Annotated in this window: 18 protein-coding genes; 7 read left to right on the top strand and 11 right to left on the bottom strand. The window is 47.4% G+C overall.

Features of this window, described 5'->3' with window-relative positions:
- Nucleotides 1-5: 5 nt before the first annotated feature.
- The 3 genes from D515_RS12340 to D515_RS12350 form a co-directional block, all read right to left on the bottom strand.
- The gene (locus tag D515_RS12340) at nucleotides 6-1,271 is read right to left on the bottom strand and encodes an ABC transporter substrate-binding protein (protein WP_002538862.1); all 1,266 of its coding nucleotides are present in this window, start codon (nucleotides 1,269-1,271) and stop codon (nucleotides 6-8) included.
- A gap of 77 nt (nucleotides 1,272-1,348) precedes the next feature.
- Nucleotides 1,349-2,365, bottom strand: a complete 1,017-nt coding sequence (locus D515_RS12345; RefSeq protein ID WP_002538863.1) for an ABC transporter ATP-binding protein — start codon at nucleotides 2,363-2,365, stop codon at nucleotides 1,349-1,351.
- Nucleotides 2,362-3,159, bottom strand: coding sequence for a DeoR/GlpR family DNA-binding transcription regulator (locus D515_RS12350; protein ID WP_002538865.1), 798 nt, complete (start codon nucleotides 3,157-3,159; stop codon nucleotides 2,362-2,364). The genes D515_RS12345 and D515_RS12350 overlap by 4 nt, the downstream gene beginning before the upstream one ends.
- 210 nt (nucleotides 3,160-3,369) lie before the next feature.
- Here D515_RS12350 and D515_RS12355 point away from each other — a divergent pair, with 210 nt between their 5' ends.
- Both D515_RS12355 and D515_RS12360 read left to right on the top strand, forming a co-directional pair.
- Nucleotides 3,370-5,055, top strand: coding sequence for a Na/Pi cotransporter family protein (locus D515_RS12355; RefSeq protein WP_002538866.1), 1,686 nt, complete (start codon nucleotides 3,370-3,372; stop codon nucleotides 5,053-5,055).
- Nucleotides 5,056-5,086: 31 nt separating this feature from the next.
- The gene (locus D515_RS12360) at nucleotides 5,087-5,680 is read left to right on the top strand and encodes a histidine phosphatase family protein (protein WP_002538867.1); all 594 of its coding nucleotides are present in this window, start codon (nucleotides 5,087-5,089) and stop codon (nucleotides 5,678-5,680) included.
- On the opposite strand, the gene D515_RS12365 is transcribed toward D515_RS12360, so the two are convergent.
- The 6 genes from D515_RS12365 to nrfB all read right to left on the bottom strand — a co-directional run bounded on the left by D515_RS12365 (nucleotide 5,677) and on the right by nrfB (nucleotide 10,927).
- Entirely contained in the window at nucleotides 5,677-6,126 is a 450-nt protein-coding gene (locus tag D515_RS12365) for a cytochrome c-type biogenesis protein CcmH (protein WP_039850017.1), read from the bottom strand. The two genes, D515_RS12360 and D515_RS12365, sit on opposite strands and share 4 nt — an antisense overlap.
- Nucleotides 6,127-6,672, bottom strand: a complete 546-nt coding sequence (locus D515_RS12370) for a DsbE family thiol:disulfide interchange protein (protein WP_039850018.1) — start codon at nucleotides 6,670-6,672, stop codon at nucleotides 6,127-6,129.
- Nucleotides 6,662-8,602: a heme lyase CcmF/NrfE family subunit gene (locus tag D515_RS12375; RefSeq protein ID WP_002538871.1), complete on the bottom strand. Its 1,941-nt coding sequence runs from the start codon at nucleotides 8,600-8,602 to the stop codon at nucleotides 6,662-6,664. The genes D515_RS12370 and D515_RS12375 overlap by 11 nt, the downstream gene beginning before the upstream one ends.
- Before the next feature lie 74 nt (nucleotides 8,603-8,676).
- The gene (gene nrfD, locus D515_RS12380; protein ID WP_002538873.1) at nucleotides 8,677-9,642 is read right to left on the bottom strand and encodes a cytochrome c nitrite reductase subunit NrfD; all 966 of its coding nucleotides are present in this window, start codon (nucleotides 9,640-9,642) and stop codon (nucleotides 8,677-8,679) included.
- Nucleotides 9,639-10,328, bottom strand: a complete 690-nt coding sequence (gene nrfC, locus D515_RS12385) for a cytochrome c nitrite reductase Fe-S protein (RefSeq protein WP_002538875.1) — start codon at nucleotides 10,326-10,328, stop codon at nucleotides 9,639-9,641. The genes nrfD and nrfC overlap by 4 nt, the downstream gene beginning before the upstream one ends.
- A complete protein-coding gene (gene nrfB, locus D515_RS12390; protein WP_002538876.1) occupies nucleotides 10,325-10,927 on the bottom strand; it encodes a cytochrome c nitrite reductase pentaheme subunit in 603 nt (200 codons plus the stop codon). Before nrfB ends, nrfC begins: the two co-directional genes overlap by 4 nt.
- Nucleotides 10,928-11,419: 492 nt before the next feature.
- On the opposite strand from nrfB, the gene nrfA reads away from it, so the two are divergent.
- Together nrfA and rocF are read left to right on the top strand one after the other, a co-directional pair.
- Nucleotides 11,420-12,823, top strand: a complete 1,404-nt coding sequence (nrfA, locus tag D515_RS12395; protein ID WP_039850038.1) for an ammonia-forming nitrite reductase cytochrome c552 subunit — start codon at nucleotides 11,420-11,422, stop codon at nucleotides 12,821-12,823.
- Between the two features lie 334 nt (nucleotides 12,824-13,157).
- Complete coding sequence (rocF, locus tag D515_RS12400) at nucleotides 13,158-14,087, top strand: arginase (protein ID WP_002538879.1); 930 nt, start codon at nucleotides 13,158-13,160, stop codon at nucleotides 14,085-14,087.
- Here rocF and D515_RS12405 read toward each other — a convergent pair.
- Complete coding sequence (locus D515_RS12405) at nucleotides 14,080-14,661, bottom strand: hypothetical protein (RefSeq protein ID WP_051997509.1); 582 nt, start codon at nucleotides 14,659-14,661, stop codon at nucleotides 14,080-14,082. The genes rocF and D515_RS12405 overlap by 8 nt on opposite strands.
- A 147-nt stretch (nucleotides 14,662-14,808) precedes the next feature.
- On the opposite strand from D515_RS12405, the gene D515_RS26425 reads away from it, so the two are divergent.
- Nucleotides 14,809-15,102: a hypothetical protein gene (locus D515_RS26425; protein ID WP_039850019.1), complete on the top strand. Its 294-nt coding sequence runs from the start codon at nucleotides 14,809-14,811 to the stop codon at nucleotides 15,100-15,102.
- Between the two features lie 86 nt (nucleotides 15,103-15,188).
- Entirely contained in the window at nucleotides 15,189-15,806 is a 618-nt protein-coding gene (locus D515_RS12415; protein ID WP_002538885.1) for an HAD family hydrolase, read from the top strand.
- 67 nt (nucleotides 15,807-15,873) lie between these two features.
- Here D515_RS12415 and D515_RS12420 read toward each other — a convergent pair whose 3' ends face one another.
- Nucleotides 15,874-16,395, bottom strand: coding sequence for a GlcG/HbpS family heme-binding protein (locus D515_RS12420; protein WP_002538888.1), 522 nt, complete (start codon nucleotides 16,393-16,395; stop codon nucleotides 15,874-15,876).
- A gap of 178 nt (nucleotides 16,396-16,573) precedes the next feature.
- Between D515_RS12420 and D515_RS12425 the strand changes: the two genes are divergently transcribed.
- Nucleotides 16,574-17,113 (top strand): AAA family ATPase, encoded by a 540-nt coding sequence (locus tag D515_RS12425; protein ID WP_002538889.1) that lies wholly within the window; start codon nucleotides 16,574-16,576, stop codon nucleotides 17,111-17,113.
- The last annotated feature ends 393 nt before the right edge of the window (nucleotides 17,114-17,506 follow it).

Below are 17,506 nucleotides of genomic sequence, written 5' to 3' on the forward strand. Positions count from 1 at the left end.
CGTGCTTATTGATAATCGCGCAGGAGACGTTTCGCGGATTTCTGAGCTTCTTCAAGCGCAGCTTCCGGTGTTTTCTGGTCGGTCAGGGCAAACTGAATCGCGTTATTCAAACCTTCACGGACACGCGCGGTTTCGTAAGTCGAGAACTCAGCAACCGCGTGCTCAAGTTGGTTACGTGCAACCAATGCGGGTGGGAACGCTGCTGTGTATTCTTGCAGCGCTTCGGTTTCGTATGCGCCTTTTGACACACCCATGTAACCGGTCGCGATTGACCATCTTGCGGCTTGCTCTGGTGAAGTCATGAACTTGATGAGCTTCATGGCTGCGGCTTTTTCTTCGTCAGAGGTGTCTTTGAAGATGTAGAAGTTGCCGCCACCGGTTGGTGAGCCTAAACGGACATTGCCTGGCAACATAGCGACACCAAAGTCGAACTTAGCGGCCTTTTTGACTGCCGTCAGGTTACCGGTTGAATGCCACATCATTGCCGTATTGCCCTCAAGGAAAGCCTGGCGAAGTGTGCCCCATTCAACAGTGCCTGTTGGCATCACACCATGCTCCTGAGAAAGAGACTTCCAGAATTTCAGTGTGTCAATCACAGCTGGATCGTCGAAGTAGGTGGTGAGGCCATCATCAGACATCAGCTTTTTGCCATTCTGAATCGCTAATGCCTGGAACATCCAATATGGGTAGCCAGTGGACGGGATCATGATGCCGTAAGTGTCGTCGTTAGTGAGTTTTTTGCTCACTTCGACCAACTCATTCCAGGTTGTCGGCGGCTTTTCCGGGTCAAGACCCGCGGCACGGAACATATCTTTGTTGTAATAAGCAACAATGGTCGAGCGCTGGAATGGAATACCCCAGGTTTTGCCTTCCGCCTGACCGTTTTCCATCAATGCAGGGTAGAAATCTGCCAACCAAGCTTTGTCAGCGTCACCTTGCATCAGGTCATCAAACGGTGAGATCAAATCTTGCTCAATCAAGTCGTACACATCGATAGAAAACATAACGGCCAACTGTGCAGGCTCGCCAGAGTTCAGTGCGGAAAGTGCGCGCACGCGGGTGTCATCGTAGTTGCCAGAGTAGATAGCGTTAACCTTGATATCTGGGTTTTGCGCTTCAAAGTCATCAACAATGCCGTCAACCACTTTTGTTAGCGCGCCACCTACTGCGATTGGGTAGTACATGTTCAGTTCTGTTGCGGCCATCGCTGACTGCGAAGCGAGAGTAAACGCACCGGCAAAGGCACAACTCATTAACTTTGAGAACTTCATAGTTTCACCATTGGTTACGTATTTAATTTCGGAATCAGCTTTCTGTTTGGTGTTGAGAAAAGCCGTTCCACTCCTTGTTAATTGATTCTTTTTCCATCACCGTCAAAGAAGTGCAAAGCACTGTCCTCAAAGGTTATGTCCACGGTGCTTCCTTCCTCTAATGACGAGTAGCCATGAAGTTTAACCACCAAGCCTTTGGCTTTGGGGTGGTCAAGCAGCACATGGGTTTCATCACCCAGATATTCGCTTTCAGAAACGGTGCAACTGATTCGGCCTTGGCCCGCTTCGACTAACTCCACGTCTTCAGTGCGAAGACCAACTTTGTGTGCGTGCTCAGTGCCAGGGATAACGTCGCCGTCTATCAATGCCATCGGTGGGGCACCAATAAATTCAGCCGCAAAGGTGTTTTGAGGAATGTTGTAGAGTTCCTGCGGCGTGCCTGCCTGCATGATGTGACCGTCTTTCATCAGAATGATCAGATCAGCCATACTCATGGCTTCCGTTTGGTCGTGGGTGACGTACACCACGGTCATGCCCAGATCTTTCTGGAGTTTCTTGATGTCTTTTCGCACAGAGTGACGGAGCTTGGCATCCAGGTTGGAGAGGGGCTCATCCATCAGGCAAAGGGGTTGGCCTGCAACAATTGCACGCGCGAGAGCGACACGCTGGCGCTGCCCGCCGGAAAGTTCTCCAGGTTTGCGTTCTTCGTAGCCAAGAAGTCCGGTGATGCGCAGTGCATTCTCAAGCTTCTTTAAACGCTCATCTTTGGGAACCTTGCGCACTTTCATGCCGAACATGACATTCTCTGCGACAGACAGGTGAGGGAAGAGCGCATAAGACTGGAATACCATGGAGAGATTTCGCGCTGAAGGTGCCATTTCAGTCACGTCAGTGCCTTCGATTCGAATGGCTCCTTCATCGGGTATCTCCAAGCCTGCAAGCAATCGCAACGTGGTAGATTTGCCGCAGCCAGAAGGCCCCAGCAGGGCAACAAATGCGCCTTCTGGGATATCGATAGAAATGTTTTCAACACCAAGTTGTCCGTTCCATCTTTTTGCAATGTTGTCGAACGAAACAAAGGGTTCTGTGTTCATGAAGCGTCGCCTCCCACTAACTTCAAACGGTCTCCGACACGGTCACTCAGCGCTGAAAAGTCATCGCCGGGATGTTGGTCCATGATGATCAAATCCACGTCGAAAATACTCCCGCCAATGGCAGGGGCTGTTCGCGTCAACTTAGTACTGTCCATGACTAAAATGGACGTTTTGCAATGGGTGCGAATGGCTTCGCGAACCCTGACTTCAGAGGCATGGAAATCCAACATGCCTCCGTCTTCCGATACGCCAGCTACGCCAAAAATGCCGTACTCAGCGCGATAACTGTTGAAAAACTCAAGCACGCCGTCGCCAAGTACATCCCGGTCTGGCATGCGTACTTCTCCACCCGGAATGATGATGCGGTTACTTGGCTCATTACTCAGCACCATGGCGGCATTGAGATTATTGGTCATCACCGTTAAGCCAGATTTTGCAGTCAGTGCTTCGGCCACAATGGCTGGCGTTGAACCAATAGAAATAAACACCGTCGCGCCATCAGGAATGACATCAGCCACCGCTTTGGCGATAGCGCGTTTCTCTGTTGGATTCGTTGCAGCGCGAAGATCATAGGGTGCATTCAACTGTTCTTCGAAACACTCCACACCCCCGTGACGGCGGCGGAGTAAATTGTCGCTGCACAACTGATTGAGATCGCGCCGCACGGTTTGGGACGACACACCCAACATTTCCGTGAGTAATTCGACAGATACATTGCCGCGCGCTTGTGTCAGTTCGATGATCTTTTCGCGTCGAATCTCTGTTTTCGATTTGAGTTTTGTTGCTACCGTCATAACTGCTCACATCTCCACTTTCATTTCAATCTAAGATCAAATTTAACAAATTGCCAACATAAAATGAGCGAACGAACATAAAAATGTTCATTTGTTGATCAAAAGCGCAATATTGATTACCTTATAAATAAGCGAATGCTCAAGATGTATGGGTATAGAGGTGAAAGCGAGAAGTGAGAACACGCGCGTCGTGCGCTAGGTGATATAAGAATGACAGGAACATCTGTATTAATTAATTTGTTGGGAGGCGTGGCACTGCTGCTGTTTGGTCTTGCGCTGGTCAAAGAGCATGTATTGAAAACCTTTGGCGGAAAAATTCGTCGAAGTTTGGGACGATCTGCGTTTAACCGCTGGCGTGGTTTTGGTGTCGGACTAGGTGTGACATGTCTACTGCAAAGCAGCACAGCCACGGCCCTACTGGCCAGTTCGCTAGGTAGCCAAGGGTTAGCTACAGCAAGCGGTTTGGCGATTTTACTTGGCGCGGATGTCGGTACCACTTTGGTGGCTAAACTTCTGACATTCGATTTGAGTTGGCTTCAGCCTGTTCTGTTGTTTGTTGGTTTTATTGTCATGTCTTCAGGTAAGAAGGATAAAACCAAGCATATTGGCCGAATCATGATTGGCCTTGGCATTATGCTGCTGGCATTGAAAATCATCGTTTCAACGTCTGTCCCTATGCGCGACTCTGTGGCGATACAATCTTTGATGGGAGCGCTTAGCGATGAGCCAATGTTGGCTGTTATCGTCGGTATGTGTATTGCGTTTCTGGTGCATTCGAGTCTTGCAACCGTGTTGCTCATAGTGGCAATGGCAGGTTCTGGTGTGATTACCCTGCAAGGAGGAATGGCACTGATTTTGGGCGCAAACCTAGGTGCTGCCCTTCCGGCGGTGATGAATACGGTCAATGCAACGCCGGAAATTCGACGGGTACCTCTGGGGAATCTTGGCTTTCGTGCGTTTGGTGTCGTGATTACCTTACCTTTGCTGGACGTATTGAGTTCAACAGCCTTGTTTGCGTCTAATGAGCCCGCAGTGGTACTCGTTAACTTCCACCTTTTTTTCAACATCATGTTGGCGATAACATTTTTGCCCTTGGTGACGCCTTGCGCACGTTTACTTGAAAAATGGGTGCCTGCTAATACCTTGGATAAGGCAGACAACAAACCCCGTTATCTGGATAGAAAAGCTTTTCGCACGCCTTCTGTGGCATTGTCTAATACTGTGCGAGAGGTGCTGAGAATGGGGGATTTGCTGAGAGGCATGCTGGATGGTGCATTTGAGGCGTTGAATACCCGTAACTCTGCGCAGTTACAGCACATTAAGCGCTCGGATGACTTAGTTGATGAGTACTACGAGAAAATAAATCTCTATTTAACGGAGCTCAGTCGTCAGGATATTCCTAAGAAGTATCGCCGCCGTTGCTATCGCATTTCGTCATACACGACGAACTTGGAACATGCCGGTGACATTCTTGAGTACAGCATGACAGAAGTTATCAATAAGATTATCCAACAAAATATTCTGTTGCCTGATTATGAGCGCAAAGCGATTGATGAACTGAAGAACTGCATTTACCGTAATATGGAACTCGCCTTCAGCGTGCTACTCACTGGTGATGTGAACAATGCGCGTGCGTTAATTGAACAGAAGAGCGTAGTAAAAAACATTGAGCGCGAGGCAATACTGGCTCATCAAAAAGGCCTCCGTGATCAGACGATTACCGTTGTTGCTGGTAGCTCTTTGTATTTGGATTTATTGAGAGATTTAATCCGTATCAACTCTCACTTTACGTCTATTGCGTACCCTATTTTGGATCAAGCGGGCGAGTTAAGAGCCAGCAGATTGAAAAATACCCAAGCGGAACCAACGATTAATAGCAATGAATCTCCAACGTAAGGTTGCTTGAGTTTTCACTAAGGAAGGAAGAATGACCGTTTTCAAGAATACTTACCTCATCATGCGCCATGGGCAGAGTGAAGCAAATGTGGCTGATATCGTGGTCAGTGACCCAGAGATTGGTTGCTTAAATTACGGGTTATCACCACTTGGCCAAAGTCAGGCGAAGGAATCTGCAATAGGATACGGTGGCCAGCCGATAGATGTGATTATTTGTTCTGACTTCAAGCGCACGAAAGAAACGGCAGGTATTGTGGCGAGTGTTCTTTCACTTCCGGATCCGATCGAAGACATTAGACTTCGCGAACGCTTTTTTGGTGAGTGGGAGGGGCATTCGTCTTCTGCCTATGAAAATGTTTGGGCGAAAGATCTTCAGGACTCTAACCAGAGCTTTAATGGTGTTGAGAGCACAATGAGCGTGCGAAACCGCTCAGTAAGCTTAATAACAGATCTGGAAACCCAATATGAGAACAAGGTGATTCTTCTGGTCGCCCACGGTGACATTTTGCAGATCATGAAGTCTGCTTTTCATGGTATTGAACCTGGCCAACACCGCTCGTTGCCGCATCATGAAACAGGTGAGATGAAACTGTTGACCTCCATCGGCGAGGAATGTTCTTTTTAAGGCTGACTGTCTTTCTGCAGCCATTTTGCTTTCCTGAAAATTACAAGTGAAAGTGCGGCCAAAATAAATAAAGGCCCTAGCCATAAAAGGGCTGTGTGGCTATTGAAAGGGGGCTGGTAATGCACCATGTCCCCAAAACGGTATGTCATATATTCCACAATCTGTTTCTCAGAGGTACCGGCTTCCACTTGTTCGTAAACCTTCAAAAGTAAGTCCTGTGCAACGGGGGAGTTGGACTCAATTAGATTTTGATTCTGACATTGAGGGCACCTCAGTTCTTTCCCTAGCTTTAATGCTAGACGCTGGTTTTCTAAGGAGGAAAACTGAAATGTTTCAGCATTCTGCTGGCGGGTTTGTGTTTCCACCATTGCTGATGAATGCGCGCTAAAGGATAAGAGAGCAAAGCCACTCAGAAGCCATAAGACAAAGAAGTATCCCTTTCGCATTTACGACCCTTCCTTTTTACTGGTGATGTCATCAATACGTGGCTGGAATTCACGTTGCCAGATGCCTTCATCCAAAATCCCAATGTGGCGAAACATCAGTGTACCTTCTCGGTCAATCAAATAGGTTTCAGGCGTAACGATGCTGCCAAGTTCAAGAGCCAGTGAGCCTTGGGGATCATAAATGACAGTTTGATAGGGGTCACCAGTCTCTTTGAGCACTGAGATAGCGGCATTTTTTTTATCGCGATAGTTGAGACCAACTATCGGAATGCCGGCTGATTTCAGGCTCATCAAATAGTTTTGCTCGGCCTTGCATGAAGAACACCAGGACGCCCATATATTCAAAAGTAGCCAATCATTTTGGAAAAGCGTTTGATCGACCGATTCACCCGAGCGCAATGTGGTGAGCAAGAATTGTGGTACGGGTTTCCCTTTCATCGCAAACGGCGGATTGTTGTTCGGGTCTTCACTGTGTTGAAGGCCCCAGAATAAGGCCGTGCTGAGCGCGAATCCGCCGATAAGAGGTAGTAAAAGCTTATACTTCATAGTGTTTGTATTGTTTAGCTGGATTGGTTTGATTAGCCGCGGGAGAGGTTGGCATAAGCTTTCTCAATGCCCCTAAAAATCCCGCCAGCATCATGATAAAACCACCTACCCAGAGCAAGTGGACAAAGGGTTTTATTTGAATCCTCACAGCGTAGGTGTGTGCATCAAACTTACTGCCAAGAGTTACATACACATCACTGAGTACATCGCGGAGCACACCAGCCTCAGACATATTCATGGTGCGCACCGTGTAATGGCGTTTTTCGGGTTTCACATGGCCAATGACCGAACCATTTTTTCTGACTTCCATAGTAATACGTTCAGCCGTGTAATTAGGCCCGATATGCCATGAACTTCCCTGATGGATTAATGAATATGTGCCAAGGATAACCGTTGAACCCCGTGTCATTTTGAGACTGGTTTCATTGCTGAATCCTGTGAGTAATGTTGCGCCTAAAAAGGTCACCGCTAAGCCTGTGTGCCCAAGAACCATAACCCATGTTCTTAGCGCTTTAGCCTGTGTCATTATCGCGCTGGCACCTGAAATCAACAGGACGAAACCAGCCAGAATGGCGAAAAATACCAGCAAAGAAAAAGGGATTTGGTAAAAACGTGATAAGGCATAGTTTGAGGCCAATGCTATCAGTGATGCAATGAGCAACAGGGCAATCTGTCTTGGTAAGGATAGGCTTTGCACTGTGCTATAAGCGGCGGAAAAAGCAACCATGATAGCCAAAGGTACGAAGAGAGAATTGAAGTAAGGGGCACCTACTGACAAGGTACCTAAACCCATCGCGGCGTACACCATTGGATAAAAAGTACCGAGCATAACTATCAGCATCATGGATGACAGCAATCCTGCAGAAATAGTCATCCATAAGGCTAAGGTGTTACCACCCGTATTTACTGAGCTATCTTTGGCAAGGTGAGCGCCTCTTAATGCGAACAGAAAGAGGGCAGGAATCAGCAGTATCGTCAAAATGAGCAATAGTCCACTACCACGCATTGGATCAGACGCAAAGGCATGGACAGACGTCAATACACCGGAGCGCACAATGAAGGTACCCAAAATGCTCAGTGCAAATGTGATGATGGCAAGAAGCAGCGACCAACTGACCAGTTTGTTGTTTCGCTCTGTGGCAATAAGGCAGTGAATGAGCGCCGTAGCAGTCAGCCAGGGTAGAAGGGAGGCATTTTCAACGGGGTCCCAGAACCACCATCCTCCCCATCCTAGTTCGTGATAAGCCCACCAGGAACCGATACCGATACCCACAGTGAGAAACGCCCAGGTAATTAGTGTCCACTGGCGGCATTGACCTACCCATACTTTTGCAGGTGATCGAGTCAGTAAAGCAGCTATAGCGAAGGCAAAAGGCACGGCAAATCCGATATAACCCAGATACAGTAACGGTGGATGCAGGATGAGGCCGATATCCTGGAGCATCGGGTTTAGGTCACGTCCTTCAAGCGGAGAAGGAATTTGGCGTAAAAACGGATTGGATAGCCATAGGCAATAAATGCCCAGTAACAAGACGGTGGTGCTCAATACAAAACGGGTTGCGTTGGCGTAGTCGGCGGGCAAGCGTTTGTCCCTTGAAACCAGTGATGACCAGCCAGATAACGCCAATACCATAAATAGGAATGAGCCTTCATGGCCTCCCCATACTGCAGCAATTTTGAAGGCTATGGGTAACGCGCTGTTCGAATGTTGCGCGACGTAACGCACAGAAAAATCGTCCAGATAAAAGCATGCAGCCAATATGAAGGTGGCCATTAAAATAGCGGAAAAGCCGATGCTAAGTAATTGGGGAACCAAGTTTGAAAGGCTGGTCACTGGCGTTTTCAACATGCTGCAACCGGAAAGCAAACTGGCAACCATGGTGGAGGCGATGCCGAGAATAAGAAGAATGTGACCGATTTCAGCAAGCATAGGGAAATTTTCTTTTCATCGTTGGAACAAGAAATGCCTTACCCACCGAGAGGGAGTGGGTAAGGCGGTATCGACTACACGGTTGTCATTTGTCCCGCGTAGAGGATAAAGGTACGAAGCATTAATACACCTATCAGGCTCAAGGTGGTGACCATCGCCAGAAAACTGGTACGGTGTTTAACTTCGCTAGGGCTGACGGCATTTAGCGTCAGTGGAACAATCATGCCAAGGCCAATCACACCAAACCAGAACCAGTTAGACCAGAATCCTCCGCCAATAGCTGCAAGCACAGCCACTTCTTTCTGACCGCCGCCAAAGTAAAGGCCAGAGAAGAAGGCAAACAACACAAATAGTTCAAACAGCACGACCGGACGTTCAAAACGGTGGATCCAGCTGACAGAAGGACTACTCATTGGCTCCTTAAAGCCGACCACGCCCACAAGTAAACATGCGGCAGCGCCCGAGGATAGGCTGGAAAATAGGAACAGAATCGGTAGCACGGGGTTGTTGAGTAGCGGATAGGTTTTCAGTGCAGAGAGCAGGAAGCCAGTATAAGCAGCGAGAATAACCGCCAGAATCGCCAGCGTGACTTCAAGTCCATTTTCAAAGCGTTTACACGCATTCAGAATGGCACTCGCGCCGGGGATTTTTTCTATCAGAGAACCCATGACACGTTGAATATCTTCGATGAAGATTCCTGCCAGCCATGCGAACAGCACCGCCATATAGATCTGGAACAAAATGACACCCATCGACATGACTGACGTTGGGTTGTAATAAATCATTATTTTCCAGAACTCGAGCGGTTTGGTCAGGTGAAAAACAAGGATCAACAGGCCGACAATAATGCCCATTGGGGCGAGAATAGCAGTGGCACGGATGATACCGTTTTTGGACGCATCGCCTTCGATGACGTTGCGTTTAAGGTACACCGAAATCATGGCCGCACCCGCTGACATACCAGCCAGGAATAGGTAAACCGCGATAATCCAATCCCAGACCAGAGAGTCAAAATAAAAGGCTTGTTCTATGGTACTCATCCTTTAATCTCCCCTGCGTTGTGCGGCACTTTGTAGAGCTGTGGTGCCGTGCCAAGGTGCGCTTTGTCACGATAGACAGTCTTTTGTTCCAGCAATTGTGAAACATTGCTTTGTGGGTCGTTTAAATCGCCGAACGTCAGTGCTTTAGTCGGACAAGACTCGACACAAGCGGGTTCCTTGCCTTCAGCAAGGTTGGTGTGACGGCAGAAATCACACTTATCCGCCGCTTTCGTTTCCGGATGGAAGAAACGAACCTGATAAGGACAGGCAGCAAGGCAGTAACCGCAGCCGACACATTTATCCGCGATGACATCAACAATGCCGGTTTCCGGATCTTTAACTGCAGCGCCAGTAGGGCATACATACACGCATGGTGCGTTTTCGCAGTGCTGGCAGGAAACGCGTGTGAAACCATACTTTACGTTTGGATATTCACCGACGGGTTCGGTACGGATAATCTCAAGGCGGGATACACCTTCAGGAACCTTGTTCACGGTACGACATGCGTCGGTGCAGGCAGTACAGCCAATGCAAAGCCCTTCATCATGGACCATGCCATAACGTTTGTTTTGTACTTCTTCGCTTGCTGCTAAGACAGGGCGACTGATCACCTGAGTACCCGCTACACCGGTGGTGAAAATAACAGCGCCTGCGCTGGTAAGGAATTGGCGTCTTGAACAACTCATTCTTCTTCCTCCCGCGCTTTTGTCTGGTCGGAATGGCAATCCACGCAGGTTTGGATTTTGTCTTTGCGCGTAATGCCTTTCATAGGATCTTTCTGCGGATGGACGTCATGGCATGATGAACAGGTAAGGTCGCGGGCGTGAACGTCGTGCGTCCAGTTGGCTTCTCGCAAATCGGTGGGTTCATGGCACGTTTCACACTGCGCGTTTTGTTGAGTGATCCACTCAATGGAGGCAGCAGGAATATCGGTTCCCTTGACTGACTGGGAATGATCGAATTTCACCACATCTTCCGCGCCGTCTCGGTGTTTTTCCGTTACACCTGTGTGGCAGTCAATACAGGTCATATTGCGGTTGGTTTTAGGATTGATGGCCTCACCGTGTGCGCCGGAGAGTTTGTTTTTCTCGTCCTTATGGCATTGGGTACAGGCATAGTCTGGGTTTCTTTGAAACGTGGCCTGAAACTGCTGTTGGTAAGCCTTTTCACCGGATGGCGCGGGATTCCCTTCGCCTGCAGTGGCAACGTGCATCGATATGCCCCAAAGGCAAAGCGCAGCAATGATGGTTGCGCTCCAAAAAGGGCTGGCTTTGAGATTGCTCATTGTTCACCTTTAACAGCCATTTCGCTGAAGGTTCACACCTTTGGCCTGGCTGTATTGTCAGAATTACGCGATCTGTCAGGGGCTGGAAAAGCCTTCTAACATTCCCATTAAACTCTGAGAGCACCTTGCGCACAGCCACAACGCCGAGTAGGGATATTAGATGATATTCATGGTGCTATTTAAAGAAACCGACCTCTCGGAAGTCACAAACTGTCAAACTAAATGCAACTTTAATGACGTACGTCAATTTTGCGCTTTAAGCGAAAATCATTCTCATTTATCGGGTGGTTAAGTAGTCTGAATAAGTGTGACAGTAACCCAAATAATCGCCAATTAACCCATAATTTATATGGTTTTTAAGTAACATATATCTTGCTCCGATAGCATTATCTGCACACCCGAAATCACAACGCCGGTTGGACGATAATTCAAAATATTGGAGGCAATGCTGTGAGCATTCAGTCGGCAATTCGAACCTTTTCCGCCTGCTTTATGGGGGCGGCGCTAGGTATCTCTATTCTTGGGTATTCCCATACTGTGATGGCAGATACCACTTCTACAGACGTAAAACGCGTTGAGGCGCGCAATGACGTTTATCAATCCGTTTTTCCAGAACAATATGACTCTTGGAAAGCAACCAGTGAAAGCCAACACCTAGAAGACGCACTTGCGGAAGACCCAAACATGGTGATCATGTGGGCGGGTTATGGCTTTGCCAAAGACTACAACAAAGCGCGTGGGCACTTTTATGCACTTGATGATGTGCGCAACACTTTACGAACCGGCGCACCGAAAGATGACCAATCAGGGCCTATGCCTATGGCATGTTGGAGCTGTAAAAGTCCGGACGTAGCCCGAGTTATCGATGAGCGTGGCGAAGATGGTTATTTCGATGGTAAATGGTCCCGTCTGGGTAGTGAAATCAGCAATACGATCGGATGCGCTGACTGTCATGACACCAAGAGTGAAGCGTTTGAGCGTGGTGAGCCCGCTTTGAAACTGTCCCGTCCTTATGCTGATCGTGCAATGAATGCCATTCATCAACCTTTCGAAGACCAGACCCGTTTCACTCAGCAGGCGCAGGTGTGCGGACAGTGCCACGTTGAATACTATTTCTCTGGTCCAACGAAAGCGGTGACATTCCCTTGGGCGCAAGGGACGAATGTTGACCAGATGGAAGCTTACTTTGATGCGTTGGGCTTTAAAGACTGGACTCACAAGCTTTCTAAAGCACCAATGCTGAAAGCCCAACACCCAGAGTATGAAACCTGGCGCGACGGTATTCATGGTAAAAACGATGTCGGTTGTATCGACTGTCACATGCCTAAGGTACAAACAGCGGAAGGGAAGGTGTATACAAGCCACAAAATTGGCAATCCATTTGACCAGTTTGAAAATACTTGTGCGCAGTGCCATACCCAAAGCAAAGAAACCATGCAGGAAATTGTTTCTACCCGTAAAGCCCAGGTTCTTAATATGAAGCTGACAGCGGAAAAGCACATTGTGGCAGCACATTTTGAAGCGGCCGCCGCTTGGGAAGCGGGAGCAACTGAAGCTGAAATGGCATCTATCCTTCAGGATATCCGACATGCTCAGTGGCGTTGGGATTACGCAATTGCTTCTCACGGAGTCCACATGCATGCACCGGAAGTGGCGCTAAAAGTATTGGGTACAGCCGTTGACCGTGCTGCTGATGCCCGTACCAAGCTGGCGCGTCTATTAGCGACCAAAGGTATGACTGAACCAGTTCAGGTCCCTGATATATCAACCAAAGAGAAGGCTCAAGCTGTATTGGGTATGGATATGGAAACCATGAATATTGAAAAAGCAGATTTCCTGAAAACTGTGATTCCGCAGTGGGAAGATGACGCGAAAAAACGTGAAGCATCATACTGACTAATACTCCACTGAAGAGGGGCCGGTTAATACTGGCCCCTTTATTCTTTTCACCGTAAACCCTCACGACTAAATAACCAAAACTGTTGATAGTTCAAGACGGTACGTCATGTGTCTGTAGCGAGAACATCGTATCACTATTGCTAGCAGTTATTTCTTCTTCGATTTCTTTCCTGTCTCCTACTTATACTCAAAATATTGTCGTGTTAAATAAATGTTATGCGCGGATGGTTGGCCACTAACAAGCCAATCTTTCATCGCAGGTAATCAATATTCTTCGAAGGAGTGATTTAACGCTCCTCATTTCAATACGATCGCTTCGAGGTTCTCCCTTATGAAAGAAAATGGACTATCAAAATCAATTCAAATCATCGGTGTTCCCGTCGATTTGGGGGCATCACGCAGGGGGACGGATGGTGGTGTTTCTGCCGTTCGCATCGCTGGCTTAGGTGAGAAACTAAAAAAATTAGGTTATGGCGTCGCAGAAGAGGTGGATGTTGCAGTCCCTTCCAAGGAATCAAGACCTTCTGAATCGCAGGGTAACATGCGTTTTCGAAGCGAAATCCTACAAGTGTGTCGTGATCTGGCTGTGGTCACGCGAAATACACTCGAAAACGGCAACATTCCAATGGTTGTTGGGGGAGATCACTCCTTGGCGATTGGCTCGATATCAGGCATTGCCGATTATTACCAACAGCAGAACCAAGATCTTGGATTAGTGTGGTTTGATGCCCATGCTGATATGAACATTCCAGGTATATCCCCATCGGGCAATATTCACGGTATGCCTCTCTCGCACTTGATGGGTTACGGTGATAAAGACTTCACTAGCATCCTGAGTGACAATCCAAAAATTAAGCCTGAAAACGTGGCGCTGGTGGGTGTTAGGGATATCGATGAAAAAGAACGCGAGTTGATCCGGCAGTCCGGTGTGAAGGTCTACAGCATGCGAGATATCGATGAGATGGGCATGAGCCGTGTCGCCGACGAAGTCATAAAAATCGTGACTAAAGGGACGGTTGGATTTCATGTCAGCTTCGATGTAGATGGCTGCGACCCAGAAGTGATGCCCGGTTCAGGCACCTTAGTTCCCGGCGGTGTGTCTTACCGGGAAGCCCACTTGCTATTGGAGAAATGCGCAGAGACCAGATTGATGACTTCTATGGATTTAGTTGAGCTCAATCCCTTCCTGGATAAAGGTAATATCTCTGCCGAACGAGCAGTGTCTTTGGTACTCAGTGCATTTGGTCAAAGTGTTATTTGATCATTCGCTTCGCTTGATTTATTGACGCGATAACGGCGGCGCGATCGGTATCTGGGTGATTGGCATCGAGGATGATTGTCCAGTGCCTGATCGCCAATGCATATTGCGCCGACAGGAAGTACTCTGACGCCAAAAGCATGTTTGCGGCTGCGTTATCTGGCTGAATAGATATTGCATCATTCAGCCAGCGTTCAACACTTTGATCAAATCGCTGACCGTTGGCGTAGTACTTTGCGGTAGCCTGCGCGGCAAACACATCCGCAGAAGGTGATTCTGATAATCTTTCGGCATAGTGATAAACCAGCGCCGCGTTCTTGAACTCCCCGCGAGACATATATTCATTACCAAGCTCAAACCACAAATGCCCGTTTTGGGTATCCGCTTTAATCTGTGTCTGCAACCGTTCGAGCCTCGGCGTGATATCTGTGGTGGTACTAAGTTCAGTCGCGGTTTGTCCCTTCACAATCAAAAGTGAAGGTTCCCCCAGCTTTGTATAAACCAGCGTGGTGGTGGATAACACCAACAATCCAATTAAAGCTGGCGCTATAGATGAAAGCTTCCCAAATAGTGTCATCAAGTTATCTTGTAATGCCCTGATCTTTCACTATCTTCGCTACATTCCAGCACAGGTTCAATGCGCTACCTCAAGTTCTGTTTAATCGCATCGTTGCCCAATCTGTGTAGACGGGCGCACTTTCAGTGATCTCTTGACCTTTGAAATCTGGGTAACTTTGAAGACCACAACGGTTTCGATGGTGCGATCGTTGGTTACCGCGCGCACAACTATCACTTCGAATTTACCCATCATCGGGGCGCTCAGGTGGGTAAAGCGCCAACCCAGGACAATTTGCTGGTGTTCTATTTCACGGATGATGAAGCATGGGAGAGTAATTGTCATAACATGCTGAAAGCGGGTTTTAAACAGGTGGCTTCTTACAACGATTACTGGGACGTTTCGGGCAGAACATTTGAAGACCTGGACGGATATCGTGTAGTGCTACAAAATCGAGAGTGATCTGTGTAACAAGTGCCATTTTCGCCTGATACTCTTCTGAAAATACGCTATGTTGATGACTTAGAAGAAAAAAAGAGGAGTAGGGTATGGAGAACAGAAACGTTCGACATGTCGTGTTTGATGTAGGCAATGTAATTGTGCGTTGGTCACCATTGGAAATTGTCAGGCTGACTTTCGGGAATAAAATAGAACACGAATCTATCGCCAGAGAGATTTTTCAAAACGACATCTGGATGGACTTAAACAAAGGCTTGATGACGGAAGAGGAAGCCAAAAAACGCTACCAATCCGAAATGGGTTTCTCGCCAGACACCACAAACAAGCTCTTCTACTACGTGAAGCAATCCCTTATCCCTTTATATGGTTCATATGAGCTAATTAGACGCGTGAAACAGGCTGGCTATGGCGTATACGCTTTAACCGATAATGTGCACGAAATCGTTGCCTTCCTCAAAGAAACCCAGCACTTCTGGCCATTGTTTGACGGAGAAATTGTGTCAGCAGAAGTTGGCCTACTCAAACCCCAGCCTGAAATCTATCAGGCGCTTTTGACCCGCTATGATTTGAATGCAGCAGAGACCGTTTTCCTTGATGATATGCCTTATAACGTTATAGGCGCTCAAGACGTTGGTATCGCAGCAATTCAATTTGAAAACGCAGAGCAAGCTGAAACCGAGTTGAAGCAGTTGGGGTTGGTGTTTTAACGCGCTCTATTTGCTGGATGGAAGGGAGCTGAAAAAGCCAGCGTTATCGCTGGCTCATGAAATGGGTCTAACCTTTTAGCTCCTCCGAAATACTTTTAATACCGTATTCAGCACAGATATCGTCATATTCTATGCCTTCATCATTTTCCCCTAGTGCACCAGCGACACCAATGGCGCCGATGACCTGCTCTTTGTAGTAAATAGGAATGCCTCCACTTAGCGTAATTAATCCTATTTCGTTAAAGACAGCACCGAGCTGAGGCTCGTGTTCATTTTCCGCTTCGATGATGGATGTTGCCTCGCGGCGGGATGCGGCTGTGAGTGCCTTTCGGTAGCTGGTTTCCACAGCATGAGGGAAAGCGCCGTCGCTGTTTAGTTGAACTTTCATTTGACCACGTTGATCAACGACGGTGGTTGTCGGTTTAAAACCATCTTTCAAACAGCGGTCATTGGCGGCTTTAGCGGCTTTTAACGCCATGTCCAGAGAAATGGTTGGCTCGTTGACGACGTTAGCGATGGAACTTGTCGAGGCCATCGATAAAAGGGCGGTGAGAGATAGTACAGACAGAGTGAGATTACTTTTTGTCATTTTAAAGCTCCTTTCATTTTGTGGGCTGGCAGTAAATTTCTCTGGGGGACAAAAGTGTTTATGAACCCTTTCCTTGCTCAGGTTCTTAGTCATCATCTGCCGGATAATGTGAAAAAAATGTCGAGGTATGCTTGGTAAGGGCAAAGTGATCGTTGAACGACTAAGGAGACATCGCTACGTGAATAATCTGATTGTATTTACCGGAGGCCCCGGCTCGGGTAAGACCTCGGTGATTGAAAGCTTAAAAGGGCAAGGTCAACGTTGTGCGCCAGAAACTGGACGTAAAGTTATTCAACAACAGGTGAAGCGAAATGGCTTTGCCCTTCCTTGGATGAACAAAGTGGCTTTTCGAGACGAGATGGTTCGAGAAGAGTTAGCTAATTACGATGCATTTAGACAAGTGTCGGGACCAGTCTTCTTTGACCGCTGCATAATTGATTGCTTGGGTTATAGCTTTTTAGAAGAGCTGCCAATACCAGAGAGCCTAAGCCAAACATGCCAAATGTTGGTGTACAGAAAGGAAGCATTCATATTTCCGCCATGGAGAGAAATCTTTGTTAACGATTCAGAGCGAAAACAAGATTTTGATAAAGCAGTAGAAACTTATGAAGTGATGGTCGATGTTTACCAAAGATTCGGCTATCAGTTGATTGAAGTGCCGCGCCTTTCTGTGGAGGAGCGGGTGCGGTTTGTTCTTGAACATATTCGTACTATTTAACGTAAGTTTCAGACATAATTTATGTGTATGGTGTTCGGTTAATAGATGATGAAACTAGGCTCTCCATAATTCCTCTCTAAGCCAAAATTCAAAAAATAACGTCTTATCAAGTTTTTGTTTTACCAAGTTTACTATCAGGTCGATGATGGTTTAGTTGCATATATCATTTTTGTGAAAGTTAATGATTAACCAAGTGTACTCATAAACTGTGACGGTCATTTAATACACAAGGTGATAAAAATATGGATAATTCATGCCCAAGCTCTAACTTATCAAAATGCTGGTGGTAATCCTCATCGACTTCGGCTTTATTTTTACGTAAAAAAACGGCGGCTTTAGACGCTGGCTTTATACCCAAACGACCTGAAGATGCTTGAGTTCAGAGGTCATCAA

The organism is Grimontia indica, assembly GCF_000333895.2.
Classification (GTDB): Bacteria; Pseudomonadota; Gammaproteobacteria; order Enterobacterales; family Vibrionaceae; genus Enterovibrio; species Enterovibrio indicus.

Coding starts and splice junctions, on each gene's coding strand:
- D515_RS12340 (WP_002538862.1), bottom strand. CDS start 1,271: ATGAAGTTCTCAAAGTTAATGAGTTGTGCCTTTGCCGGTGCGTTTACT.
- D515_RS12345 (WP_002538863.1), bottom strand. CDS start 2,365: ATGAACACAGAACCCTTTGTTTCGTTCGACAACATTGCAAAAAGATGG.
- D515_RS12350 (WP_002538865.1), bottom strand. CDS start 3,159: ATGACGGTAGCAACAAAACTCAAATCGAAAACAGAGATTCGACGCGAA.
- D515_RS12355 (WP_002538866.1), top strand. CDS start 3,370: ATGACAGGAACATCTGTATTAATTAATTTGTTGGGAGGCGTGGCACTG.
- D515_RS12360 (WP_002538867.1), top strand. CDS start 5,087: ATGACCGTTTTCAAGAATACTTACCTCATCATGCGCCATGGGCAGAGT.
- D515_RS12365 (WP_039850017.1), bottom strand. CDS start 6,126: ATGCGAAAGGGATACTTCTTTGTCTTATGGCTTCTGAGTGGCTTTGCT.
- D515_RS12370 (WP_039850018.1), bottom strand. CDS start 6,672: ATGAAGTATAAGCTTTTACTACCTCTTATCGGCGGATTCGCGCTCAGC.
- D515_RS12375 (WP_002538871.1), bottom strand. CDS start 8,602: ATGCTTGCTGAAATCGGTCACATTCTTCTTATTCTCGGCATCGCCTCC.
- nrfD (WP_002538873.1), bottom strand. CDS start 9,642: ATGAGTACCATAGAACAAGCCTTTTATTTTGACTCTCTGGTCTGGGAT.
- nrfC (WP_002538875.1), bottom strand. CDS start 10,328: ATGAGTTGTTCAAGACGCCAATTCCTTACCAGCGCAGGCGCTGTTATT.
- nrfB (WP_002538876.1), bottom strand. CDS start 10,927: ATGAGCAATCTCAAAGCCAGCCCTTTTTGGAGCGCAACCATCATTGCT.
- nrfA (WP_039850038.1), top strand. CDS start 11,420: ATGGGGGCGGCGCTAGGTATCTCTATTCTTGGGTATTCCCATACTGTG.
- rocF (WP_002538879.1), top strand. CDS start 13,158: ATGAAAGAAAATGGACTATCAAAATCAATTCAAATCATCGGTGTTCCC.
- D515_RS12405 (WP_051997509.1), bottom strand. CDS start 14,661: ATGACACTATTTGGGAAGCTTTCATCTATAGCGCCAGCTTTAATTGGA.
- D515_RS12415 (WP_002538885.1), top strand. CDS start 15,189: ATGGAGAACAGAAACGTTCGACATGTCGTGTTTGATGTAGGCAATGTA.
- D515_RS12420 (WP_002538888.1), bottom strand. CDS start 16,395: ATGACAAAAAGTAATCTCACTCTGTCTGTACTATCTCTCACCGCCCTT.